Below are 23,258 nucleotides of genomic sequence, written 5' to 3'. Positions count from 1 at the left end.
CAGCCGCCCCCAGCAGGTCAAACCGGCGCAGCCGGGCCTCCAGCAGGTCGGACCGGCGCAGCCGGCCCCCGGCGGATCAGACCGCCGTGGCCAGGCTCAGGCCGAAGCGGTCGTCGGGGTCGGCCCACCAGCGGGTCAGCTCGAACCCCGCGCCCGCGTACATCTCCCGGACACCGTTGCGGTGGAACTTCGCCGACACCTCGGTGCGCATCTCCTCCCCCGCCGCGAACTCGACGACGAGGTCGAGCGCCCGGACGTGCACGGTCATCGTCCGGGTCGCGCGCAGCCGCATCTCGATCCACTCGTTCTCGGCGTCCCAGACCGCGACATGGGCGAAGTCGTCGGGCACGAAGTCGGCGTCGAGCTCGCGGTTGAGCACGTGCAGGACGTTGCGGTTGAACTCCGCGGTGACGCCCGCCGCGTCGTCGTAGGCGGGTACGACGACCTCCGGGGCGACGACGAGCCCGGTGCCCAGCAGCAACTGCTCGCCCGGGTCGAGCACCGACCGGACGTGGGCGAGGAACGCCGCCCGCTCGGCGGGCAGCAGGTTGCCGATCGTGCCGCCGAGGAACGCGATCATGCGTCGGCCGCCGCGCGGCAGCCGGCCGAGGTCGCGGGTGAAGTCGCCGACGACACCGCGCAGCTCCAGGTCGGGGTACTCGCCCGACAGCGTGTCGAGGGCCCCGCGCAGGGCGGCCTCGCTGACGTCCTGCGGCACGTAGCTGCGCAGGGTGCCCGCGCGGGTGAACGCGTCGAGCAGCAGCCGCGTCTTCGTCGACGACCCCGACCCGAGCTCGACGATCGTGTCGGCGCCCGAGGCGGCGGCGATGTCGTCGACGCTGTCGGCGAGCAGGGCGCGTTCGGTGCGGGTCGGGTAGTACTCGGGCAGCTCCGTGATCTGCTCGAACAGCTCGCTGCCGCGGGCGTCGTAGAACCACTTGGGCGGCAGCACCTTGGGCTCGGCCGTCAGCCCCGCCGCGGCGTCGGCGCGCAGCGCGGCCGAGGCGTCGGACTCGGTGAGGTGGACGTCGAGCGCGGCGAGACTCATCGAATTCCCATCCGATCACCGGCGACGGCGTGGGCGCCGCCGTCGCCGTTGTCGCGGCCCACGGTCGTGAGCGCGTCGAGCTGGTACCGGCCGGGGGTGGCGCGCAGGAGGTGCCGGTCGGGCACCGGTTCCCAGCCGGGTCGGTCGTCGAAGGGTTCGGACACGACGGTGACGGCGGCCCCCGCGCCGCGGTCGGGGTGTGTGCGGACCGACAGGGCGTGGTCCCAGGCTGTGGCCCAGATGGCGGTGCCGTCGGTGAGCAGCAGGTTCAGCCGGGACCCGGGAGCGGCGGCGGCGACGCCGGTGACGACGGCGGCGAGCGCCGCGCCGGGTTCCTCACCGGCGCGCAGCCGGTGCCGGACGAGTGCCCACAGGGTCGCGGAGTCGGTCGGGGCGTCGAGGGTGAGCAGGTCGGCGACGGGCAGGCGGCCGGCGAGCGCGGTGACCGACCCCGGCCAGCCGCGGACGACCCCGTTGTGACTGAACAGCCACCGCCCCTCGGCGAAGGGGGCGGCGGCCGTGGTCACGACGGGCATCCCGACGGTCGCCGACCGGACGGCGGCGAGCACGGCGCCCGACGACGTGGCCGCGGCGAGCGACGCGAACGACGCGTCGGACCACATGGGCCGGTCGCTGCGGTAGCGGACGGGGTCGGCCCCGGCCGCCGGGTACCAGCCGGCGCCGAAACCGTCGGCGTTGACGGTGCCGCCGCCGCGCATGTCCGCAGGCGCCCACGACTGCCGCAGCAGCGCGTGGGAGGGCTCGGTGAGCAGGGCGGACAGCGTCGTCGGTGGGCCGAGGTGGGCGAGATGGCGGCACACGCCGTCACAGCCCCCCGGCGGCGGATTCGACGGGTGTCGCGTCGCGGGCGCAGCGGAACCCGGAGAAGATCTGGCGTCGGACGGGGTGGTCCCAGTTGCGGAAGGTCGCCCGGACCGCCGAGGGGTCGGTGCCGAAGGAGCCGCCGCGCAGGATCTTGTAGTCGCCGCCGAAGAACACCTCGGAGTACTCGGGGTACGGGAACATCTCGAACCCCGGGTAGGAGTGGAAGCCGGAGTCGCACCACTCCCAGACGTCGCCCATGAGCTGGTGCACCCCGTGGGCGGACGCGCCTGCCGGGTAGGCGCCGACGGGTGCGGGCTGCAGGTGGCGCTGACCGAGGTTGGCGTGGGCGGGGGTCGGGTCGTCGTCGCCCCACGGGTAGCGCCTGGAGCGGCCCGTGGCGGGGTCGTGGCGAGCGGCTTTCTCCCACTCGGCCTCGGTGGGCAGCCGCTTGCCGGCCCATGCGGCGTAGGCGGCGGCCTCGTGGAAGCAGACGTGGACGACCGGCTCGTCGGCGGGGACGGGCTCGACGACGCCGAACCGGCGCCGCCACCAGGTCCCGGAGGCGTCGCGCTCCCAGAACTGGGGCGCGACCAGGCCGGCCTCGACGCGGTGCGCCCAGCCGGCCGCACTCCACCACTGTGGGTCGTCGTAGCCGCCGGCCTCGACGAACGCGACGTACTCGCCGCCCGTGACCGGGTAGGTGTCGATGACGAACGCGGGCAGGTCGACCGGGTGGGCGGGACGTTCGTTGTCGAGCGCCCAGGGTTCGACGGAGGTGCCCTGCTCGAACCGCCCGCCCGGGACGAGGACCTCGCGCGGGCCGAGCCGGACCGGGTCGAGGCCCGGGGGCGGCGGGGCGGCGTGCAGGACGGGCGCGCCGACGCGCAGCTGGTGGGTGGCGAGCATCGTCTCGTCGTGCTGCTGTTCGTGCTGCACGATCATGCCGAACGCGAACGCGTTGTCGACGAGGCGCCGCCCCCGCAGCGGGGTCCGGTCGAGCGCGTCGAGCGCCTTGTCGCGTACCTCGGCGACGTAGCTGCGGGCCTCCGGCGGTGTGAGCAGCGGCAGGTCGACACGGCTGGCGCGGCTGTGCTGGAACGCGTCGTAGAGGCCGTCGATCTCCGGGCGCAGCGGTTCGCGACCGCCGACGTCACGCACCAGCCACAGCTCTTCCTGGCTGCCGATGTGGGCGAGGTCCCACACGAGCGGCGACATCAACGGCGAGTGCTGGGCCACGAGGTCGGAGTCGTCGACCGCGTCGGTCAGCGCGGTGCTGCGGGCGCGGGACCGGTCGAGCAGCTCGGCCACCCGGGTGCGCACGGCCTGCTCGTCGAGGGTGGTGGGGTCGATCGTCACGACGGTTGTCCTTCCAGGCCGGGGTCGACGCGGGTGGGCCTGCCCAGGCAGGCCTCGGCCAGCGGTGGGGCGTCGGCGAGCACGTCCCAGGCGTCCTGGGGGTCGACGGGCCAGGCGTGGCGTTCCTCGTCGAGCGGGTCGTCGGCCGGGCACCGGCCCCGCCGGACCTGCCGGGCCGTCATGTCCTCGAGGGCGTCCTGCACGGTCGGGGGCACGTCGAGGGTGCGCAGCGCGGAGCACGCCAGCTCGAACACCGGTGCGGCGGCCGCGGCGAGGGGCCCGTCCTCCAGACCGCAGCGGGCGGCCTCGATCCAGCGTCCGGCCACCGGCCGGGTCAGCTCGCGCACCTGTTCGGTGATCTCACGGCGCGAGAGCAGCGCCACGAGCACCGCCATGGGCAGCGCCCACCGGTCGCCCGCCTGCCCGTCGACGTAGCGGACCTCGAGGTGCCCGTGTGCCCTGACCGGCGGGAACAGGGTCGACACGTGGTAGTCGAGGTCGGCCGTCGTCGGTGGGGTGGGCATCGCGCCGGCGATCCAGTCAGCGAACGTGACGCCCGGCGGCGCGTCCCACGGCCCGTCGTCGCGGCGGACGCACAGCAGCGGGGTGGACAGGACGCGGGCCGCCCAGTCGGCCTCCGGATCGGCCGACAGCGGCGCGGGCGGGAACGTGCGTGCCGGGTCGGCCGAGAGCCAGCACGCCATGCGTGAGGACTTCCAGCCCGTGCGTCGCCCGTGCAGTACCGGCGAGTTGGCGAATGCGGCGAGCAGGACGGGACCGAGGGCGTGCAACGTCTCCCAGCGCAGCGGGAGGTCGGCGGCGGTGCCGACGTCGAGGCACACCTGGACCGCGGTGGTGGAGCACATGCCGCTGCGGCCGTGGGGGCCGTTGCGGTCGAACGCGCGCTCCATCGCCGCGTACCGCGGGAGATCGAGGATGCGTGTCGCCGGCCGGAGGGGATCGGTGGCGCGTGGCTGGACCGTGAGGGCGTGGGCGGCGAGGCGGCGGTGGAGCTCCGCCGCATCGGCCGAGACGGCGCCGATGAGCGATCCGAGATCGGCGAGGGGTGGGCTGGCCAGCTCGACCTGGCCTCCGGGCTCGACCGTCACGGTGGAACCGTGCGGGAGCGGCTGTGCCGGGGACGACGGGACGAGCGTCGTGGGGGCGTGCGGGCCGAGCGCCGCGGCGAGCGTGGCCCTGTTCGGAGGTGCGCCCGGTGAGGCGCCGGCGTGGACGAGCCATTCGAGCTCGACCCCGAGCAGCCGCGGCGGACCGTGCTTGAAACACACCGACGCCACGTAGGCCTCCGCCTCGGACAGGCTGCGCAGCTGCTGCACCCGTGCCTGGGAGGGGCCGGCCATCGGCTCGGCGACACCCGTCTCCTGCATCACCCGGAAAACGGTACTCGCGGGGACCGACATTCGCCGACGATCCGGGAGCGGCCATCAGGTTGCCGGGACACGTCCGGCAGGACTCGGCCGCAATCCGTACGTACGGAATACTGGCTTCGTGCCCCGCGTCAGCTCCGACCAGCTCGAGGCGCGCCGCCGTCAGATCCTCGACGGTGCGCGCGCCTGCTTCGCCCGTCACGGGTACGAGGGCGCGACGGTGCGCAGGCTCGAACAGACCACGGGGATGTCGCGCGGCGCGATCTTCCACTACTTCCGCGACAAGCAGGCACTGTTCCTCGCGATCGCCGAGCAGGATGCGCGGATGATGGCCGAGGTCGTCGCCGAGCAGGGCCTGGTCCAGGTCATGCGCGAGCTGCTCTCCTCCCCCGACAGCCGCCCGGCGGGCTGGACCGGGACGTACCTGGAGATGGCGCGCAAGGCCCGCACGGACCCGACGTTCCGCGAGTCGTGGCAGGCGTACTCGGCGGAGCTGACGGGCGCGACCCGGGCGCGTCTGGAACGGCAGGCGGCCTCGGGCGCGCTGCGCGCCGACGTCGACCTCACGGTGCTGACGCAGTACCTGGAGCTCGTCCTCGAGGGGCTGGTGTCACACCTGGCGATGGGGCTGCCGGCGGGCGAGCTGGGGAACGTGCTCGACGTCGTGGAGCAGTCGGTGCGCCGGGCGGGTGGCTCGCCGGCCGACGTCTGAGCCGGCACCTGTCGACGCTCAGTCGACGAGACCGTCGACACGGTGCGGCCCACCGTGGGGCACCGTGCAGCCGTCGATCCCGCACACCCCGTCGTCCACGTCCACGTCCACATCCACGTCCACGTCGGAGGAGGCCTGCCGGCCGGCGAACTGCGTGCGGTACAGCACCGCGTACCGGCCGTCGGCGGCGAGCAACGCGTCGTGGGTGCCGCGCTCCACCACCCGCCCGGCCTCGACGACGGCGATCGTGTCCGCGGCGCGGACCGTCGAGAGCCGGTGCGCGATGACGACGGCGGTCCGCCCGACGAGCGCCTCGGCCAGCGCCTCCTGCACGGCCGCCTCGGACTCCGAGTCGAGGTGCGCGGTCGCCTCGTCGAGGATCACGACCCGCGGCCGGGCCAGCAGCAGCCGCGCGATCGTCAGCCGCTGACGTTCACCGCCGGAGAGGCGGTAGCCGCGCTCCCCCACGACGGTGTCGAGCCCGTCGGGCAGCGCCGCGACCATGTCGTCGAGGCGGGCGCGGCGCAGCGCCGACCACAGCTCGTCGTCGGAGGCGTCGGGGCCCGCGTAGCGCAGGTTCGCGGCGACCGTGTCGTGGAACAGGTGCCCGTCCTGGGTGACGACGCCGACCGCCCCGCGCAGCGACGCGAACGTCAGGTCCCGCACGTCGACGCCGCCGACCTCGACCGATCCGCTGTCGACGTCGTAGAGCCGCGGGACGAGGGAGGCGATCGTCGACTTCCCCGCACCCGACGACCCGACCAGCGCGAGCATCGTGGCGGGCGCGACCTCGAGATCGACGCCGTGCAGCACCTCGCGGCCGGCGCGGTCGTCGAGCACCGCGACCTCCTCCAGGGAGGCCAGCGACACCTGCTGCGCGCCCGGGTAGCCGAACCGGACGTCGCGGAACACGACGCCGAGCGGCCCGTCGGGCACCGCCACGGCGCCGGGCCGTTCGGTGATCATCGGTTCGAGGTCGAGCACCTCGAAGACCCGCTCGAACGACACCAGCGCGGTCATGACGTCGACACGGGCGTTGGCCAGCGCGGTCATCGGGCTGTAGAGGCGGGTGAGCAGCAGGGCGAGCGAGACGACGGTGCCCGCCTCGATCCGCCCGGTGACGGCGAGCCACCCGCCGAGGCCGTAGACGAGGGCCTGGGCCAGCGCCGACACCAGCGACAGCGCGGTGACGAACACGCGCGACACCATCGCCGTCCGCACCCCGATGTCGCGGACCCGCACGGCGCGGACGCGGAACTCGGCGGCTTCCTCCGCGGGCCGGCCGAACAGGGTCACGAGCGTCGCGCCGGGCGCGGAGAACCGCTCGGTCATCTGCGCGCTCATCGACGCGTTGAGGTTGGCCGACTCGCGGCGCAGGTCGGCGATCCGGTGCCCCATCCGTCGCGCCGGGACGATGAAGACGGGCAGCAGGACCAGCGCGCACAGCGTGACCTGCCACGCGAGGCCGAGCATGACGACGAGCGCGAGGACGAGCGCGATCGCGTTGCTGACGAGGTTCGCGAGCGTCGAGGTGATGGCCGACTGGGCGCCGATCACGTCGTTGTTGAGCCGGCTCACCAGCGCACCGGTGCGGGTGCGGGTGAAGAACGCGATCGGCATGCGCTGCACGTGCTCGTACACCGCGGACCGCAGGTCGACGATCAGCTGCTCCCCCACCCGCGCGGAGAACCAGCGTGACACCAGCCCGAGTGCGGCGTCGCTGACGGCGAGGGCGGCGATCCCGCCGGCGAGGCCGAGGACGACGCCCGCCGCGACCTGCGCCGCGCCCGGCTGCCCGCCACCGCTGTGGACGATGGCGTCGACGACCTTGCCGGCCAGCAGCGGCGTCACCACCCCGATCACGGCGGAGGCGACGGTGAGGACGAGGAACGCGGTGATGCCGCCGCGGTGCGGGCGCGCGAACTCCCAGATCCGCCGGGCCGTGCCCGGGGTGATCTTCCGTGGCGCGTCGGCGGCGCGCACGACGCCGCTCATCACCCTGAACCTGTTGTCCACCCCGTCACCTCCCGGCTGCGCACCTGCGGGAGCCCGGCCGGGAGCCGGTCAGCCCTCGCCCGCTGCCAGCGAGCGCAGCCGGCGCAGCTGCGCGGCGCGTTCGGCGGCGAGCGCCGCCGCGGGGTCGATCCCGTCGGCGACGCCGGCGAGCAGGGTCAGTGTCTCCCGGGCGGCCCCGGCGGGCGCGGCGGTCAGCGCGGTGACGAGCGTGTCGACGGCCGTGTCGAGCTCGGCGGCGGGCACGACCTGCTGGACCAGCCCGATCGCCAGCGCCTCCTCGGCGCCGACCCGGCGGCCCGACAGGCAGATCTCGACGGCGCGGGCGTAGCCGACGGCGCGCACGAGCGGGACGGTGCCGCCGAGGTCGGGGACGATGCCGAGCATCGTCTCGGCCATGCTGAACTGCGCGTCGTCGGCGGCGATCCGCAGGTCGCAGGCCAGCGCGAGCTGGAACCCGCCGCCGATGGCGTGGCCCTGGACGCCGGCGACGGTGAGCCGCTGCGGGTGGCGCAGCCAGACGAAGCCCTCCTGGTAGCGCGCGATCGTGGCGTCGCCCTCGGCGTCGGAGAGCCCGGCGATGTGGCCGATGCCGGGCGTGCCGTCGATGCCTTCGGGGGTGAAGAGCCGCTTGTCGAGCCCCGCGGAGAAGGAACGGCCCGCGCCCCGCACCACGACGGCCCGGACGGCGGCGGGCAGCCCGGCACCGATCGCGGCGAGGGCCGCCCACGTGTCCGGGGTCTGCGCGTTGAGGCGGTCGGGCCGGTCGAGGGTGACCGTCGCCCTGGCGCCGTCGATCGCCAGGGCCACCCCGCCACGGTCGAGGAGCTCGGTGTCGACCGGGCTGTCCCCTGTCGCAGCGTCCACCGGGTGCGCAGCGCTCACGTCGTTCCCGCCTTCGGTCTCGGACGGGGCGGACCGGACGCCCACCCCCGGACGGCGACGCTACCCGTCGCCACCGGGGCGCCCACCGTGCACGTCGGACCAGGGCGTGCACGCCGGGCGTACCTCGCCGGACCCGCGGAGACGGGCCCGCCGGACTACTTCTTCTTGGTGCGGGTCGCGCCGCCCCGTCCGCGCAGCGTCACCCCGGTCTCGCTGAGCACCCGGTGCACGAACCCGTAGGACCGTCCCGTCTGCTCGGCGAGCGCGCGGATGCTCGCGCCCTTCTCGTACTTCTTCTTCAGGTCCGTCGCGAGCTTGTCGCGTTGCGCCCCGGTGATGCGGGCGCCCTTCTTCAGGTCGGCCACACTGACCTCCTCCGCCGCGCCGCGGGCCGTCCGCGGCCCCCGAGCCCCGCTCGGCTCGCGGTGCGGCAATGATCGGCCACCGGCCAGGAACGTGCCAGGTGATCGACTCGATGATCGGTGAACGGTTCCCCCGAACGGATCACGCGGACGGGTGATCATCGCGCTCAGTGGCAGTTCGACGAGGTCATCCGGGTATTTCGGCCCCGCGACGACCGTGTGGCGTGATCGCCGGACGGCGCCACGACGCGCTCAGGCGAGCTGCACCAGTTCCAGGTAGTCCGCCGACCACAGGTCCTCGGTGCCGTCGGGCAGCACGATCACCTTGTCCGGGTCGAGCGCCTCGACCGCGCCGGGGTCGTGTGTCACGAGGATCACAGCGCCGGTGAAGCGGCGCAGCGCGTCGAGCACCTGTTCGCGGCTGGCCGGGTCGAGGTTGTTGGTGGGTTCGTCGAGCAGCAGGACGTTCGCCGAGCTCGACACCAGGCCCGCGAGCGCGAGCCGGGTCCGCTCACCACCGGACAGCGTCCCCGCGGGCTGCTGGAGCTGCTCGCCGGAGAACATGAACGTGCCCAGCACGGTGCGCAGCTGCTGTTCGGGGGTGTCGGGCGAGGCGTGGCGGATGTTCTCCCACACGCTCGCCGACATGTCGAGCGTGTCGTGCTCCTGGGCGAAGTAGCCGGTGCGCAGCCCGTGACCGGGCAGGACCTTGCCCGCGTCGGGCTCCTCGGTGCCGGCGAGCAGCCGCAGCAGCGTCGTCTTGCCGGCGCCGTTGAGGCCCAGCACGACGACCTTGGCGCCGCGGTCGACCGCGAGGTCGACCCCGGTGAACACCTCGAGCGAGCCGAACGCCTTCGACAGCCCTTCCGCCGTGATCGGGGTGCGCCCGCACGGCGCGGGGTCGGGGAAGCGGATCTTGGCGACGCGGTCGTGCTTCTGCTCGGGCTCCAGACCGGCCAGCAGCTCGTCGGCGCGGCGGGCCATGTTCTTGGCCGCCACCGCCTTCGTGGCCTTCGCGCCCATCTTCAACGCCTGCGTGTGCAGCGCCGAGGCCTTCTTCTCGGCGTTGGCGCGCTCGCGGCGGCGGCGCTTCTCGTCGGTCGCCCGCGCGTCGAGGTAGCGCTTCCAGTCCATGTTGTAGACGTCGACCTCGCCGCGGGTGGCGTCGAGGAACCACACCTTGTTGACGACGGCGGCGAGCAGCTCGGTGTCGTGGCTGATCACGACGAGCCCGCCCTCGTGCGAGGACAGGAACGAGCGCAGCCAGGTGATCGAGTCGGCGTCGAGGTGGTTGGTCGGCTCGTCGAGCAGCAGCGTGGTGTTGCTCTGGGCGCCGCCGTCGCTGGCCGCGAACAGGATGCGGGCCAGCTCGACGCGACGGCGCTGACCACCCGACAGCGTCGCGATCTGCTGGGTGAGGACGCGGTCGGGCAGCCCGAGATGGTTGCAGATGCGGGCGGCCTCGGACTCGGCGGCGTACCCGCCGAGGGCGGCGAACCGCTCCTCGATGCGCCCGTACTCGCGGACCGCCTTGTCGTTGTCGGCGTCGACCAGCTCGGCCATGGCCGTCTGCGCCTTCTCCATGCGGCGCAGCAGGTCGTCGAGCCCCTTGGCCGACAGGACGCGGTCCTTCGCGGTGACCCGCAGGTCGCCCTCGCGGGGGTCCTGCGGCAGGTAGCCGACGGGGCTGTTGGCGCCGACCTTGCCGCCGTAGGGCTCGGACTCCCCCGCCAGCACGCGCATCGACGTGGTCTTGCCCGCGCCGTTGCGGCCGACGAGACCGATCCGGTCGCCCGGCTGCACGCGCAGGTCGGCCCCGGACAGCAGGATCCGGGACCCGGCACGCAGTTCCAGGTCGGTGGCGGTGATCACGAGAAGAGCTCCAGAATCCGGGGACGGTCACAGGCAGGCGGGACGGCTCGCACATCGCGCGAGGGCGCTACCCGATCCGGATCACCTGCCCAGGGTACCGGCCCGGTCCCGCGAACCTCGCGGCATATAGGGGGCGACGTCGTCGACGTCACGTCCCGGGTCACGTCCCGGCCCGCCCGCGCGGTCCCCGGCCAATAGGCTCCGGGGTGTGGAGGACATCAGCGGACCCGGCCCGGCGACACCGGTCGACATGACCGGCCGCGCCGCCCTGGTGACCGGTGCGAGCCGCGGTATCGGGCTGGCCGTCGCCGCGGAGCTGCTGCGTCGAGGCGCCGCCGTCACGATCACCGCACGCAAACCCCCGGAGCTCGAGGACGCCGTCGCGGCGCTGGTCGCGGGGCCCGCCGCCGGGGACGCGTCGCGCGTCGCCGGGATCGCCGGCAACGCGGGCGACGCCGACGCCCGCGCCGAGGCCGTCACCCGCACCGTCGCCGCGTTCGGCCACCTCGACGTGCTGGTCAACAACGCGGGCATCAACCCGGTCCACGGCCCGCTCATGGACGCCGACCTCGACGCGGTCCGCAAGATCTTCGACGTCAACGTCGTCGCCGCGCTCGGGTTCGTCCAGCTCGCGCACAGGGCGTGGATGGCCGGGCACGGCGGAGCCGTCGTCAACATCGCGTCGATCGCGGGCATCCGCTCCACGCGCGCCATCGCCGCCTACGGCGCGTCCAAGGCGGCGCTGATCCGGCTGACCTCCGAGCTCGCCGCCGAGCTGGGCCCGCGGATCCGGGTCAACGCCGTCGCGCCGGCCGTCGTGAAGACCCGGTTCGCGACGGCGCTCTACGCCCACGACGAGGAGGGCGTCGCGGCGCGCTACCCCATGCAGCGGCTCGGCACCCCGGCCGACGTGGCGTCGCTGGTCGGCTTCCTCGCCTCCGACGCGGCCTCCTGGATCAGCGGCGAGACCGTCCTGGTCGACGGCGGGCTGCTCGCGACCGGCGGCGCGGGCTGAGCGTGGCCGGCGCGCCTGCAACCGCGGACGTCCTCATCGTCGGGGGCGGGCCGGCGGGCCGCGCGCTGGCCGCGGCGTGCGCGGCCCGCGGACTCCCGACGACGCTGCTCGACCCGGCGCCGCAACGGCCGTGGCGTTCCACCTTCGCCGCGTGGGCCGACGAGCTGCCCCCCGACCTCCCGGCCGACGTCGTGGCCTCCCGCGCGACGGGCCGGGCGGTCGCCGTCGGCGAGCACTTGCTCGGCTGGGACTACGCGGTGCTCGACACCCCGGCGCTGCGCGCCCACCTCGACGACGCCATGGACCGCGGGGGCGTCCGCGTCGTCACGGGCCGGGCCGCGGCGCTGCTGTCGCCGCACCGCGTCGCCGTGACCGGCGGCGAGGAGGACTCCGTCACCGCGCGGATCGTCGTCGACGCCGGTGGCCACCGCAGGCCGTTGGGTGCCGGCCCGTGGCGGGACCGGGTCCACGCCGAGCAGACCGCGCACGGCGTCGTGGTCCCGGCCGCCGCGGCCGCACCGGTCGTGGCAGCGGGCGAGGCGCTGTTCATGGACTGGCGCCCGGACCACGGCGCCGGCGGCTGGCCGACGTTCCTCTACGGCGTCCCCCTCGGTGACGGCACGGTGCTGCTGGAGGAGACCTCGCTCGCCCGGCGTCCCGGGCTGCCGCTGGACGTGCTGCGCGACCGGCTGCACGCCCGGCTGGCCCACCACGGCATCCCGGTGCCCACCGACGCCCGCGTCGAACGGGTCCGGTTCCCCGTCGACACGCCCCGCGACAGCCGCCCGGGCGTCCTCGGGTTCGGGGCCGCCGCACCGCTGATCCATCCCGCCACCGGGTTCAGCGTCGCCACCGCGCTGACACTCGCCCCACGGGTCGCCGCCGCCCTCGCCGGGGCGCTCGGCGACGGCGACACCGGTGCCGCCGCGGTCGCACGCGCCGACCGCGACGTGCTGTGGACGCCCGGCGCCCGCGCGGTGCACGCGCTGCGTCGCCGCGGGCTGGAGGCGTTGCTGCGCATGCCGTCGCAGGCTGTGCCGGCGTTCTTCGACACGTTCCTCGCGCTGCCCGCCCGGCACCGCTGGGCCTACCTGACCGCCCGCGACGACCTGGGCGCCACCACGGCCGCGATGACCGCACTGTTCGGCCGGTCCCGCTGGGGGCTGCGCGGGCGGCTCGTCGGGCCCGCGATGCTCCCGGCCGCGCCGGCGCTGGGACCCGATCCGGGTGACCGTCGCGCGCCGGGCGCCGCACAACGCCGTTACCGGCGGTAGCCTCCGCGCACGGACCGTGGCGGTCCGGCCCGACCCACACCCCGCGCGCCTGCGGAGCCGGAGGACCCATGCCCGCCTACAAGACCATCGTCGTCGGCACCGACGGCTCGGCGACGTCGTTCGCCGCCGTCGACCGGGCCGGTGGGGTCGCCGCGGACACCGGGGCCCGGCTGCTCATCGTGTCCGCCTACACCCCGGCCGATCCCGGCGACACCGCCGCCGCCGAGGACGCCCTCAAGGGCGAGGCCCACCTCGTGCGCGGGTGGACCCCGGCCGAGGAGGCACTGCGCGAGGCCGCGGACCGGGCCAGGGCCGCCGGCGCCACCGACGTCGCGACCCACGCCGTCGACGGATCCCCCGTCGACGTCCTGCGCGCCGCGGTCCGCGACCACGACGCCGACCTGCTCGTCGTCGGCAACCGCGGACTGAACACGTTGTCGGGCAGGCTGTTGGGCTCGGTCCCGTCCGACGCGGCCCGCCGTGCCGGTGTCGACGTGCTCATCGTCCACACCACCTGACCACGGCCCGGACGGGTCGTGAGTGGCGATGGTCGCCATGGCGACCATCGCCACTCACAGGGGTGTCAGACGCGGAAGCCCAGGGCGCGCAGCTGCTCGCGCCCGTCCTCGGTGATCTTCTCCGGGCCCCACGGCGGCATCCAGACCCAGTTGATCCGGATGTCGTCGACGAGGCCGCCCGTCGGGCCGCTGGTCAGCGCCGCGCGGGTCTGCTCCTCGATCACGTCGGTCAGCGGGCAGGCCGCCGACGTCAGCGTCATGTCGATGACCGCGGTCTTCTCCTCGACCGCCAGCCCGTACACCAGACCCAGGTCGACGACGTTGATCCCCAGCTCGGGGTCGACGACGTCGCGCATGGCCTCCTCGATGTCGTCCAGCGAGGTGTCACCCGCAGCCGGAGCCGCGGGTGGTTCCGGCATTCCTGCCGCGCCGCGGACGACCTCGTCCGTGTCGGTCACGGTCTCGTCAACGGTGTCGCTCATGCCTCCACCTTCCCGTCCTGGACCCGGACGACAGCGTCCTTGAACGCCATCCACCCGAGCAGCGCGCACTTGACGCGCGCCGGGTACTTGGCCACTCCCGCGAAGGCCACGGCGTCGCCGAGGACCTCCTCGTCGGGCTCGACCTTGCCACGGCCCTGCGCCATCTCCTGGAAGGCGGCCAGGACCTTCATCGACTCCTCGACGGTCTGCCCGATCACCAGGTCGGTGAGCACCGAGGCCGACGCCTGGCTGATCGAGCAGCCCAGCGTCTCGTGGGAGACGTCGAGGACCTTCTCACCGGCGTCGTCGAGCTTGACGCGCAACGTGATCTCGTCGCCGCACGTCGGGTTGATCTGCTGCGACTCGGCGTCGAACGGGTCCTTCAGACCCGACCCGTGCGGCGACCGGTAGTGGTCCAGGATGATCTCCTGGTACATCTGCTCGAGCTGCATCTACCGGCCCGTCCCGAAGAACTCCTGGGCCGCGCGCACGCCGTCGGCGAGCTGGGCGACCTCGTCGACCGTCGTGTAGACGTGGAACGACGCCCGCACGGTCGCCGCGACGCCGAACCGGCGGTGCAGCGGCCACGCGCAGTGGTGACCGACGCGCACGGCGATGCCGCGGTCGTCGAGCACCTGGCCGACGTCGTGAGCGTGCACCCCGTCGACGACGAACGCCACCGTCCCGCCCCGGGCCTCCAGCGAGTCCGGGCCGACGATCCGCACCCCCGGTACCTCGCGCAGCGTGTCGAGCGCGACCTGGGTGAGCGCCATCTCGTGGGCGTGCACGTTCTCCATGCCCAGCGCCGTCAGGTAGTCGACGGCCGCGCCCAGGCCGACGGCCTGCGACGTCATCGGGACGCCCGCCTCGAACCGCTGCGGCGGGGGCGCGTAGGTGGAGCCCTCCATGCGGACCAGCTCGATCATCGAGCCACCCGTGAGGAACGGCGGCATGGCCTCCAGCAGCTCGGTGCGCCCGTAGAGCACGCCGACGCCGGACGGGCCGAGCATCTTGTGCCCGGAGAACACCGCGAAGTCGACGTCGAGCGCCCGCAGGTCGACCGGCAGGTGCGGCACCGACTGGCACGCGTCGAGCAGCACCAGCGCACCGACGGCGCGGGCACGGCGCACCAGCTCCTGCACCGGGGCGACCGACCCCAGCACGTTGGACTGGTGGGCGAACGCCACGACCTTGGTGCGCTCGGACAGCTCCAGCGCGTCGACGTCGATGCGGCCCTCGTCGGTGACCGGGTACCAGCGCAGGGTGGCGCCGGTGCGCCGGCACAGCTCCTGCCACGGCACCAGGTTCGCGTGGTGCTCCAGCTCCGTCACGACGATCTCGTCGCCCGGGCCGAGCGCGAACCGCTCGGACTCGGGGCCGAGGCCGGTGCGGATCGAGGAGTTGCTCATCGCGTACGCGACGAGGTTGATGCCCTCGGTCGCGTTCTTGACGAAGACCAGCTCGTCCGGGTCGGCCCCGACGAACGCCGCGATGCGGGCACGCGCCGACTCGTAGGCGTCGGTGGCCTCCTCGGCCAGCTGGTGCGCGCCGCGGTGGACCGCCGAGTTGTGCTGCTCCAGGAACTCACGCTCGGCGTCGAGCACCTGGCGCGGGCGCTGCGAGGTCGCCCCCGAGTCGAGGTAGACCAGCGGGCGGCCGTCGCGGACGGTGCGCGACAGGATCGCGAAATCGGGGCGCAGGACCGCCGGGTCGAGCCCGGCCAGGCCCGCGCCGGCGGGGGCCTGCGCCGTGGTCACGACGCAGCCGCCGCGGCACCGGTGAACTTGACGTACCCGTTGGTCTCCAGCTCGTCGGCCAGCTCGGCGCCACCGGACTCGACGACGCGACCGCCCGCGAAGACGTGCACGTAGTCGGGGGTGATGTGCTTGAGGATGCGGGTGTAGTGCGTGATCAGCAGGACACCCACGTCGCCGGCCGCCTTGTAGCGGTTGACACCCTCGGACACGACGCGCAGGGCGTCGACGTCGAGGCCGGAGTCGGTCTCGTCGAGGATCGCGACCTTCGGCTTGAGCAGCGACAGCTGCAGCACCTCGTGGCGCTTCTTCTCACCACCGGAGAAGCCCTCGTTGACGCTGCGCTCGGCGAACGCCTGGTCGATCTCCAGGTCGTCCATCGCGCCCTTGACCTCCTTGACCCAGGTGCGCAGCTTCGGCGCCTCGCCGCGCACCGCGGTGGCCGCGCTGCGCAGGAAGTTCGCCATCGACACGCCCGGGACCTCGACGGGGTACTGCATCGCGAGGAACAGCCCGGCGCGGGCCCGCTCGTCGACGGTCATCTCGAGCACGTTCTCGCCGTCGAGGAGGACCTCGCCGCCGGTGATCTCGTACTTGGGGTGGCCGGCGATGGCGTAGGCCAGCGTCGACTTGCCGGACCCGTTGGGGCCCATGATCGCGTGGGTCTCGCCGGCGCGGACCGTGAGGTCGACGCCGCGCAGGATCTCCTTGGCACCGGCGTCGGTGGTGACCGACGCGTGCAGGTCCTTGATCTCCAGAGTGGACATGGTGTTCTCGGTGACTCCGTGCTCGTGGCGGGTGGGGTGCAGGGCTCGGGTGCCGGGCTCAGACGCCGGTGACGGCCAGTTCGGCCTCGACGGCGGCCTCGAGACGCTCGCGCAGCTCGACGATCGGGATCCGGTTGAGGATCTCGCCGAAGAAGCCGCGGACGACCAGGCGGCGCGCGACGTCCTCGGGGATGCCGCGGCTCTGCAGGTAGAACAGCTGCTCGTCGTCGAAACGGCCGGTGGCGCTGGCGTGGCCGGCGCCGGCGATCTCGCCGGTCTCGATCTCCAGGTTCGGCACCGAGTCGGCCCGCGCGTGCGCGGTCAGGACCAGGTTGCGGTTGAACTCGAAGGTCTCGGTCTGCTCGGCGGCCGCGCGGATCAGCACGTCGCCGATCCAGACGGTGTGCGCGTCGGTGACGCCCTCCTCGCCCTGCAGGGCGTTCTTGTAGAGGACGTTCGACGAGCAGTTCGGCGTCGAGTGGTCGACCAGCAGCCGCTGCTCGAGGTGCTGGCCGGCGTCGGCGAACCCGAGGCCGAACAGCTCCGCCGAGCCACCGGGGGCGGTGTAGTTGACGGTCGGGCTGACCCGGACCAGGTCGCCGCCGAACGCGATGGACGTCGCGACGATCGTCGCGTCGCGGCCCAGCGCGATGTGCTGGCCGCTGACGTGCACGGCGTCGTCGGCCCACTCCTCGGTGACGACGACGACCAGCTTCGACCCGTCGGCGACGACGAACTCGATGTTGTCGGCCAGCGCGCCCGACCCCCGGCCCTCGACCACGACGGTGGCCTGGGCGTGCGGGGTGGTGCGGATCTGCAGGTGCGCGACCGCGGTGGCGCCGGTGCCCGGGCCGTTCAGCGTGATCGTGACCGGCTCCGGGGTGCCGTCGAGGGTGACGACGGTGGCCTCGCGGAACGCCGACCACGCCTGCGCGGCGACGCGGTCGGCCGGGACGCCGCCCTTGCCGATGCGCGCGTCGTCGCGGCCGACGGTCTCGACGGTGACCCCGTCGGCAGAGCCGTCACCGGCCGCGACCTCGATCGCGGCGGTGCCGTCGAACGTCGCCGTGCCGTCGTGGAGCCCGCGCAGGCGCTTCATGGGGGTGAAGCGCCAGTTCTCCTCACGGCCGCCGGGGACCTCGAAGGCCTCGACGTCGTAGGACAGGAAGCGCTCCATGGCACCCGACGGCGGGACACCGCCCTGCCCGTACTTCCCCTCGGCCGCGGTGGCGACAGTCTCGGACGAGCTCATCCGACCGAACCCTCCATCTGCAGCTCGATGAGCCGGTTGAGCTCCAGCGCGTACTCCATGGGCAGCTCGCGCGCAATGGGCTCGACGAACCCGCGCACGACCATCGCCATGGCCTCGTCCTCGGTCAGGCCGCGGCTCATCAGGTAGAACAGCTGGTCGTCGCTCACCTTGGAGACCGTGGCCTCGTGCCCCATCGAGACGTCGTCGGTGCGGACGTCGACGTAGGGGTAGGTGTCGGACCGGCTGATCGTGTCGACGAGCAGCGCGTCGCACTTCACCGTCGAGCGGGAGTTCTTCGCCCGCGCGTTGACCTGGACCAGCCCACGGTAGGAGGTGCGGCCACCGCCGCGCGCCACCGACTTCGAGATGATCGTCGACGAGGTGTTGGGCGCCAGGTGGACCATCTTCGCGCCGGCGTCCTGGTGCTGGCCCTCGCCCGCGAACGCGATCGAGAGGACCTCGCCCTTGGCGTGCTCGCCCATGAGGAACACGGCCGGGTACTTCATGGTCACCTTGGAGCCGAGGTTGCCGTCGACCCACTCCATGGTCGCGCCCTCCTCGGCCTTGGCGCGCTTGGTGACCAGGTTGTAGACGTTGTTCGACCAGTTCTGGATGGTCGTGTAGCGGCAGCGGCCGCCCTTCTTCACGACGATCTCGACGACGGCCGAGTGCAGCGAGTCCGACTTGTAGATCGGCGCCGTGCAGCCCTCGACGTAGTGCACGTAGGCACCCTCGTCGACGATGATCAGCGTCCGCTCGAACTGGCCCATGTTCTCGGTGTTGATCCGGAAGTAGGCCTGCAGCGGGATGTCGACGTGCACGCCCGGCGGCACGTAGATGAACGACCCGCCCGACCACACGGCCGAGTTCAGCGCGGAGAACTTGTTGTCCCCCGACGGGATCACGGAGCCGAAGTACTCCTTGAACAGCTCCGGGTGCTCACGCAGGCCGGTGTCGGTGTCCAGGAAGATGACGCCCTGCTCCTCCAGGTCCTCACGGATCTGGTGGTAGACGACCTCGGACTCGTACTGCGCGGCGACACCGGCGACGAGGCGGGCCTTCTCGGCCTCCGGGATGCCCAGCTTGTCGTAGGTGTTCTTGATGTCCTCGGGCAGGTCCTCCCAGGAGGCGGCCTGCTTCTCCGTCGAGCGGACGAAGTACTTGATGTTGTCGAAGTCGATCCCCGACAGGTCGGAACCCCAGCGCGGCATCGGCTTGCGCTCGAAGAGGTTGAGCGCCTTGAGGCGGAACTCGAGCATCCACTCGGGCTCGTTCTTCAGGCGGGAGATGTCGGCGACGACGTCGGCCGACAGGCCACGCCGTGCGGACGCGCCGGCGACGTCCGGGTCGCTCCAGCCGAAGTCGTACCGGCCGAGCGTCGCGAGCGTCTCCTCCTGCGTCAGCTGAGGCTGCACCTCAGGAGCGGTCGTCATTCGGGCTGCCTCCCTGTCGGGACCGTGGTGGTCGTCCCTGTGGTGGTCGTGAGGGCGTGATCCTCCGGCGGCACGGGCACCGTTGCCCGGGGCCCGGAGTGATCGGTTCCGAGCCGCCGCAGGACATCCGAGGTGTCCTCCAGCGGAACGTGTGTGGTGCACGTGGCGTCGCCACGCGCGATCGTGGCCAGGCGTTGCACGTGCGTACCCAGCAGCTGCGCGAACGCCTTGGTCTCGGCCTCGCACAGCTCGGGGAACTCGGCGGCGACATGGGCCACCGGGCAGTGGTGCTGGCACAGCTGCACGCCGTGGACCGCCGAGCGGGCCTGCGCAGCGTAGCCACGGGCCGTGAGGACCTTGGCCAGCGCGTCGGCCCGCGCGTCCGGCGAGTCGGCCTCGCGGATCTCCTCCGCGGCCTGCGGACCGAGCAGCTCCAGCACCCGGTTCTCGGCGAACGCGCTGACCGCGGTGCCGCCCGCCGTCTCGGCGAGGAACCGCAGCGCGCTCGCGGCGAGGTCGTCGTAGCCGTGACCGAAGCGGACCCGGCCCGCGTCGGTGAGCAGGTACTCGCGGGCGGGACGGCCACGGCCGCGGTTGGCGCGACGCGAGGCCTGGCGGGCCTCGGCCTCGCCGTCGGCGATCAGTGCGTCGAGATGGCGACGGACCGCGGCACCCGAGAGCTCCAGCTCCCCGGCGACGGCGGCCGCGGTGACCGGACCCTGCTCCAGCAGCAGGCGTGCGACGGCCAGGCGGGTGCCACCGTCGGCGGCGGTGCCCTGGTCGGGCCCCTGTTCCGCGACGGCTTCCACGACGGCGCTGCCTCCCTCGTCGGGGCGCCCGGCTGTTTTCACAACACCAGTGTTGCTTATTTAGGGCCGAGGGGCAAAGGGACCCCGCCCGTCGGGTGAGCGCCGTCACCGGACCCCCCGCTCGCTACCCTCGCCGACATGGCCGCACCGGGGCTCGACACGTCCGGGCCCGGCGCCGCCGGGTCCCCCGGTCCGCCGCCCGCCCCGGCGGACCCACGCGCCCGCGACCGCCGGGATCCGTCCCGCACCGCCCGCCGCTTCGGGCTCACCGGCGCGCTGCTCATGGCCTTCGGGGCACTGGGCGCGGGCGCGCTGCCCGTCCCCAACCCGCTCAACGGCCTGCGCATCCTCGGGCTGCCCGGGCGCAACGTGACCGTCGCGATCGCCATCACCTACGCGGGCATGGGCATGCTCGTCCTCGCGTGGCTGTGGATCGGCCGGATGCTCAACGACAAGGGGGCGGTCGCCCCGGCGCCCGACCGGATGCAGCTCGCCCGCACCGGGATCCTCTGGGCGCTGCCCCTGTGCGCGGCGCCACCACTGTTCTCCAAGGACGTCTACAGCTACCTCGCGCAGTCGGCGATCACCGCCCGCGGCATCGACCCCTACGTGCTCGGACCCGCGCAGGCCCTCGGCGTCGACGACCCGCTCACCCGCGCCATCCCGACGATCTGGCGCGACACCCCCGCCCCCTACGGGCCGCTGTTCCTCGGGCTCGGCCGCGGCATCACCGCCCTGTCGGGCGACGACGTCGTCCTCGGGCTGTTCCTGCACCGCATCCTCGCCCTCGTCGGCGTGGGACTCGTGCTGTGGGCGCTGCCCAAGCTCGCCCGCCGCTGCGGCGTCGAACCCGGCCTCGCCCTGTGGCTCGGCGCGGTCAACCCGCTCGTGCTGTTCCACCTCGTCAGCGGCATCCACAACGAGGCACTGATGATCGGGCTCATGCTCGCCGGGCTCGAACTCGGTCTGCGGGCCACCGGGCCGCTCGGCTGGGTCCCGGGCGCGGCGCTGATCACGGCCGCGGCCGCCGTCAAGGTCCCCGCGCTGCTCGCGCTCGGGTTCCTCGGGATGTACCTGGCCCGCAGGCGAGGTGGCCGGGTCCGCGACGTCGCGTTCGTCGCCGCCGTCCTCGCCGCGGTGGCCGCCGCGGTACTCGTCGCCCTGGGCTGGGCCACCGGTCTCGGGTTCGGCTGGGTCCACACCCTCGGCACCGCGAACAGCATCCGCAGCTGGATGTCGCTCGCCACCGACCTCGGGCAGCTGTCCGGCCAGCTGGGCATCCTCGTCGGGCTCGGCGACCACACCGACAGCACGCTCATGCTCACCCGCGGCATCGGCGGCCTCGCCGCCGCCGCACTCTGCGCCATGCTGCTGTTCGCGACGCTGCGCGGCCGGGTCGACCCCGTCACCGGGCTCGGTGCCGGGCTCGGCGCGGTCGTGCTCCTCGGGCCCGTCGTACACCCCTGGTACCTGCTGTGGGCGGCCATCCCGCTCGCCGCGACCCGCGGGCTGCCCCGCTACCGCCGGGCCGCGCTCGCCGCGTCGGCCGTGCTCGCCGTGATGGTGCCGCCCACCGGCGCCGACTTCGACTTCCGCGCCTACCAGCTGCCCATGGCGATCGTCGCCGGGTTGGTGCTGGTCGTGGCCGCCGCCCTCGTCGTCCGGCGCCGCCACCGGGTGCCGGGCGGCCCTGACCGGCCGGGCTCCCCGACACGCTCCGTAGACTCCGCGACGTGAGTCTGCCTGCCGACGGGCCGCCCGGATCGACGTCGCCCGGATCGGCCGTCACCGTGCGGGGCCTCGTCAAGCGGTACGGGACGACCGCCGCGGTCGACGGTGTCGATCTCGACGTGCCCGCCGCGAGTGTCCTCGCCCTCCTCGGTCCCAACGGCGCCGGGAAGACGACGACCGTCGAGATCTGCACCGGGTTCCGCCGCGCCGACGCCGGCGAGGTCCGCGTCCTCGGGATCGACCCCGCCGGCGCGCCCGACGCGCTGCGCGCCCGCATCGGCGTCATGCCCCAGGGCGGCGGCGCCTACCCCGGAGTGCGCGCCGCCGAGATGCTGCGCCTGGTCGCCACCTGCTCCGCGCACCCCCTCGACGTCGACGACCTGATCGAGGTCCTCGGCCTCGGCTCCTGCGCCCGCACCCCCTACAAGCGCCTCTCCGGCGGCCAGCAGCAGCGCCTCGCGCTGGCCTGCGCCGTCGTCGGCCGCCCCGAGCTGGTGTTCCTCGACGAGCCGACCGCGGGCATGGACCCGCAGGCCCGCCGGCTCGTGTGGGAGCTCGTCGAGAGCCTGCGCCGCGACGGCGTCGCCGTGCTGCTCACCACGCACCTCATGGAGGAGGCCGAGGCGCTCGCCGACGACGTCGTCATCGTCGACCACGGACGTGTCGTCGCCCACGGCAGCCCGGCCGAGCTCACCACCACCGGCGACGGGCAGGAACTGCGTTTCCGCGCCCGCGCCGGCATGGACGTCGCCGAGCTCGCCGCCGCACTGCCCACCGGCTACCAGGCCGCCGAACCCGCGGCCGGGCGCTACGTCGTGCAGGGCCGGATCGACCCGCCCGTGCTGTCGGCCGTGACGAGCTGGTGCGCCGCGCAGGGCGCACTGGCCGACGACGTGCGGATCACCCGCCGCAGCCTCGAGGACGTCTTCCTCGACCTCACCGGACGGGAGCTGCGCTCGTGACCGCCCCAGGACATTTCGCCCCGGGCACCTTCACCCCCCGGCCCGGCCGCGGTGCGCTGGGCCGGATGCTCGCCGCGCAGTCGGCGCTCGAGCTCAAGCTCGCGCTGCGCAACGGCGAGCAGGTGCTGCTCACCCTGCTCATCCCGATCGTGCTGCTCGTCGGGCTCAGCCTGGTCGACGTCATCGACCTGCCCGAGCCGCGCGTCGACTCCGTCTTCGCGAGCGTGCTCGCCCTGGCCGTGATGTCGACGGCGTTCACCGGGCAGGCCATCGCGTTCGGCTTCGACCGCCGCTACGGCGTGGTGCGCCGGCTCGCGGCCACCGCGCTGCCGCGCTGGCTGCTCGTCGCCGGCCGGCTCGTCGCCGTCCTGGGCACCGTCGTCGTGCAGGTCGTGGTGCTGGGGCTGATCGCGCTCGCCCTGGGCTGGCGTCCCGGCGGCGGCGTCGCGACCGCGCTCCTGCTCGTCCTGCTGGGGTGCGCCGCGTTCGGCGCGCTCGGGCTGCTGCTGGGCGGCACGCTGCGCGCCGAGATCGTCCTCGCGCTGGCCAACGTCGTGTGGTTCGTGCTGCTGCTCGGCGGCGGGATCGTCGTGCCGCTGGCCACGCTGCCCTCCGGCCTCGCGGCCGTCGCGGCACTGCTGCCGTCCGGGGCGCTCGCGGAGGGGCTGCGCATCGCGCTGTCGGGTGCCGACGGTTCGCTCGTGCAGCCGGTCCTGGTGCTGGCCGTCTGGGCCGTCGTGGGCGGGGTCGCCGCGTCACGGCTCGTCCGCCTGACCTGACCGGCCCACCTCACCTCACCT

The 23,258-nt window shown here is 73.8% G+C and carries 22 protein-coding genes; 7 read left to right on the top strand and 15 right to left on the bottom strand.

Annotation, left to right across the window (positions count from 1 at the left end):
- Positions 1 to 76 precede the first annotated feature (76 nt).
- The 4 genes from egtD to egtA are packed head-to-tail and all read right to left on the bottom strand — an operon-like array spanning position 77 to position 4,617.
- On the bottom strand, positions 77 to 1,048 hold the full coding sequence (gene egtD, locus PSU4_RS21055) for an L-histidine N(alpha)-methyltransferase (RefSeq protein WP_147111142.1): 972 nt from the start codon (positions 1,046 to 1,048) through the stop codon (positions 77 to 79).
- Positions 1,045 to 1,869, bottom strand: a complete 825-nt coding sequence (gene egtC, locus PSU4_RS21050) for an ergothioneine biosynthesis protein EgtC (RefSeq protein WP_147111139.1) — start codon at positions 1,867 to 1,869, stop codon at positions 1,045 to 1,047. The genes egtD and egtC overlap by 4 nt, the downstream gene beginning before the upstream one ends.
- Positions 1,870 to 1,873: 4 nt before the next feature.
- Positions 1,874 to 3,229, bottom strand: a complete 1,356-nt coding sequence (gene egtB, locus PSU4_RS21045; protein WP_186817093.1) for an ergothioneine biosynthesis protein EgtB — start codon at positions 3,227 to 3,229, stop codon at positions 1,874 to 1,876.
- Positions 3,226 to 4,617 carry an ergothioneine biosynthesis glutamate--cysteine ligase EgtA gene (gene egtA, locus PSU4_RS21040; RefSeq protein ID WP_246115253.1) on the bottom strand — a complete coding sequence of 464 codons (1,392 nt, stop codon included), beginning with the start codon at positions 4,615 to 4,617 and terminating at the stop codon, positions 3,226 to 3,228. Before egtA ends, egtB begins: the two co-directional genes overlap by 4 nt.
- Positions 4,618 to 4,738: 121 nt before the next feature.
- Here egtA and PSU4_RS21035 point away from each other — a divergent pair, with 121 nt between their 5' ends.
- Positions 4,739 to 5,329 (top strand): TetR/AcrR family transcriptional regulator, encoded by a 591-nt coding sequence (locus PSU4_RS21035; protein WP_147111136.1) that lies wholly within the window; start codon positions 4,739 to 4,741, stop codon positions 5,327 to 5,329.
- A gap of 18 nt (positions 5,330 to 5,347) precedes the next feature.
- Here the strand turns inward: PSU4_RS21035 and PSU4_RS21030 are convergent, their stop codons facing one another.
- The 4 genes from PSU4_RS21030 to PSU4_RS21015 all read right to left on the bottom strand — a co-directional run bounded on the left by PSU4_RS21030 (position 5,348) and on the right by PSU4_RS21015 (position 10,461).
- Positions 5,348 to 7,324, bottom strand: coding sequence for an ABC transporter ATP-binding protein (locus PSU4_RS21030; RefSeq protein ID WP_147111167.1), 1,977 nt, complete (start codon positions 7,322 to 7,324; stop codon positions 5,348 to 5,350).
- A 69-nt stretch (positions 7,325 to 7,393) separates the two neighbouring features.
- On the bottom strand, positions 7,394 to 8,227 hold the full coding sequence (locus PSU4_RS21025; protein WP_147111133.1) for an enoyl-CoA hydratase/isomerase family protein: 834 nt from the start codon (positions 8,225 to 8,227) through the stop codon (positions 7,394 to 7,396).
- 155 nt (positions 8,228 to 8,382) lie between these two features.
- Positions 8,383 to 8,592: a helix-turn-helix domain-containing protein gene (locus PSU4_RS21020; RefSeq protein WP_013675497.1), complete on the bottom strand. Its 210-nt coding sequence runs from the start codon at positions 8,590 to 8,592 to the stop codon at positions 8,383 to 8,385.
- Positions 8,593 to 8,841: 249 nt separating this feature from the next.
- Positions 8,842 to 10,461 (bottom strand): ABC-F family ATP-binding cassette domain-containing protein, encoded by a 1,620-nt coding sequence (locus tag PSU4_RS21015; protein WP_147111130.1) that lies wholly within the window; start codon positions 10,459 to 10,461, stop codon positions 8,842 to 8,844.
- A gap of 250 nt (positions 10,462 to 10,711) precedes the next feature.
- On the opposite strand from PSU4_RS21015, the gene PSU4_RS21010 reads away from it, so the two are divergent.
- From PSU4_RS21010 to PSU4_RS21000, 3 genes are all read left to right on the top strand, one after another.
- The gene (locus PSU4_RS21010) at positions 10,712 to 11,476 is read left to right on the top strand and encodes an SDR family oxidoreductase (RefSeq protein ID WP_147111164.1); all 765 of its coding nucleotides are present in this window, start codon (positions 10,712 to 10,714) and stop codon (positions 11,474 to 11,476) included.
- A gap of 2 nt (positions 11,477 to 11,478) precedes the next feature.
- The gene (locus PSU4_RS21005; protein WP_147111127.1) at positions 11,479 to 12,750 is read left to right on the top strand and encodes a lycopene cyclase family protein; all 1,272 of its coding nucleotides are present in this window, start codon (positions 11,479 to 11,481) and stop codon (positions 12,748 to 12,750) included.
- A 68-nt stretch (positions 12,751 to 12,818) separates the two neighbouring features.
- Positions 12,819 to 13,268, top strand: coding sequence for a universal stress protein (locus PSU4_RS21000; protein ID WP_147111124.1), 450 nt, complete (start codon positions 12,819 to 12,821; stop codon positions 13,266 to 13,268).
- Between the two features lie 65 nt (positions 13,269 to 13,333).
- Here PSU4_RS21000 and PSU4_RS20995 read toward each other — a convergent pair whose 3' ends face one another.
- The 7 genes from PSU4_RS20995 to PSU4_RS20965 are packed head-to-tail and all read right to left on the bottom strand — an operon-like array spanning position 13,334 to position 19,807.
- A complete protein-coding gene (locus PSU4_RS20995) occupies positions 13,334 to 13,750 on the bottom strand; it encodes a metal-sulfur cluster assembly factor (protein ID WP_147111121.1) in 417 nt (138 codons plus the stop codon).
- Positions 13,747 to 14,202, bottom strand: a complete 456-nt coding sequence (gene sufU, locus PSU4_RS20990; RefSeq protein ID WP_147111118.1) for a Fe-S cluster assembly sulfur transfer protein SufU — start codon at positions 14,200 to 14,202, stop codon at positions 13,747 to 13,749. The genes PSU4_RS20995 and sufU overlap by 4 nt, the downstream gene beginning before the upstream one ends.
- Entirely contained in the window at positions 14,203 to 15,507 is a 1,305-nt protein-coding gene (locus tag PSU4_RS20985) for a cysteine desulfurase (protein ID WP_147111115.1), read from the bottom strand.
- Positions 15,504 to 16,271 (bottom strand): Fe-S cluster assembly ATPase SufC, encoded by a 768-nt coding sequence (gene sufC / locus PSU4_RS20980; protein WP_147111113.1) that lies wholly within the window; start codon positions 16,269 to 16,271, stop codon positions 15,504 to 15,506. Before sufC ends, PSU4_RS20985 begins: the two co-directional genes overlap by 4 nt.
- A gap of 58 nt (positions 16,272 to 16,329) precedes the next feature.
- The gene (locus tag PSU4_RS20975; protein WP_147111110.1) at positions 16,330 to 17,523 is read right to left on the bottom strand and encodes a SufB/SufD family protein; all 1,194 of its coding nucleotides are present in this window, start codon (positions 17,521 to 17,523) and stop codon (positions 16,330 to 16,332) included.
- Positions 17,520 to 18,956: a Fe-S cluster assembly protein SufB gene (gene sufB / locus PSU4_RS20970; RefSeq protein ID WP_147111107.1), complete on the bottom strand. Its 1,437-nt coding sequence runs from the start codon at positions 18,954 to 18,956 to the stop codon at positions 17,520 to 17,522. The genes PSU4_RS20975 and sufB overlap by 4 nt, the downstream gene beginning before the upstream one ends.
- Positions 18,953 to 19,807, bottom strand: a complete 855-nt coding sequence (locus tag PSU4_RS20965; RefSeq protein ID WP_147111104.1) for a helix-turn-helix transcriptional regulator — start codon at positions 19,805 to 19,807, stop codon at positions 18,953 to 18,955. Before PSU4_RS20965 ends, sufB begins: the two co-directional genes overlap by 4 nt.
- A 96-nt stretch (positions 19,808 to 19,903) precedes the next feature.
- On the opposite strand from PSU4_RS20965, the gene mptB reads away from it, so the two are divergent.
- The 3 genes from mptB to PSU4_RS20950 are packed head-to-tail and all read left to right on the top strand — an operon-like array spanning position 19,904 to position 23,237.
- Entirely contained in the window at positions 19,904 to 21,502 is a 1,599-nt protein-coding gene (gene mptB, locus PSU4_RS20960) for a polyprenol phosphomannose-dependent alpha 1,6 mannosyltransferase MptB (protein ID WP_147111101.1), read from the top strand.
- Positions 21,499 to 22,458 (top strand): ABC transporter ATP-binding protein, encoded by a 960-nt coding sequence (locus tag PSU4_RS20955; RefSeq protein ID WP_147111098.1) that lies wholly within the window; start codon positions 21,499 to 21,501, stop codon positions 22,456 to 22,458. Before mptB ends, PSU4_RS20955 begins: the two co-directional genes overlap by 4 nt.
- Positions 22,455 to 23,237 carry an ABC transporter permease gene (locus PSU4_RS20950; protein WP_373866084.1) on the top strand — a complete coding sequence of 261 codons (783 nt, stop codon included), beginning with the start codon at positions 22,455 to 22,457 and terminating at the stop codon, positions 23,235 to 23,237. Before PSU4_RS20955 ends, PSU4_RS20950 begins: the two co-directional genes overlap by 4 nt.
- The last annotated feature ends 21 nt before the right edge of the window (positions 23,238 to 23,258 follow it).

This window comes from Pseudonocardia sulfidoxydans NBRC 16205 (assembly GCF_007989085.1).
Lineage (GTDB): Bacteria > Actinomycetota > Actinomycetes > Mycobacteriales > Pseudonocardiaceae > Pseudonocardia > Pseudonocardia sulfidoxydans.
This window is presented reverse-complemented; position numbering and strand designations above follow the sequence as displayed.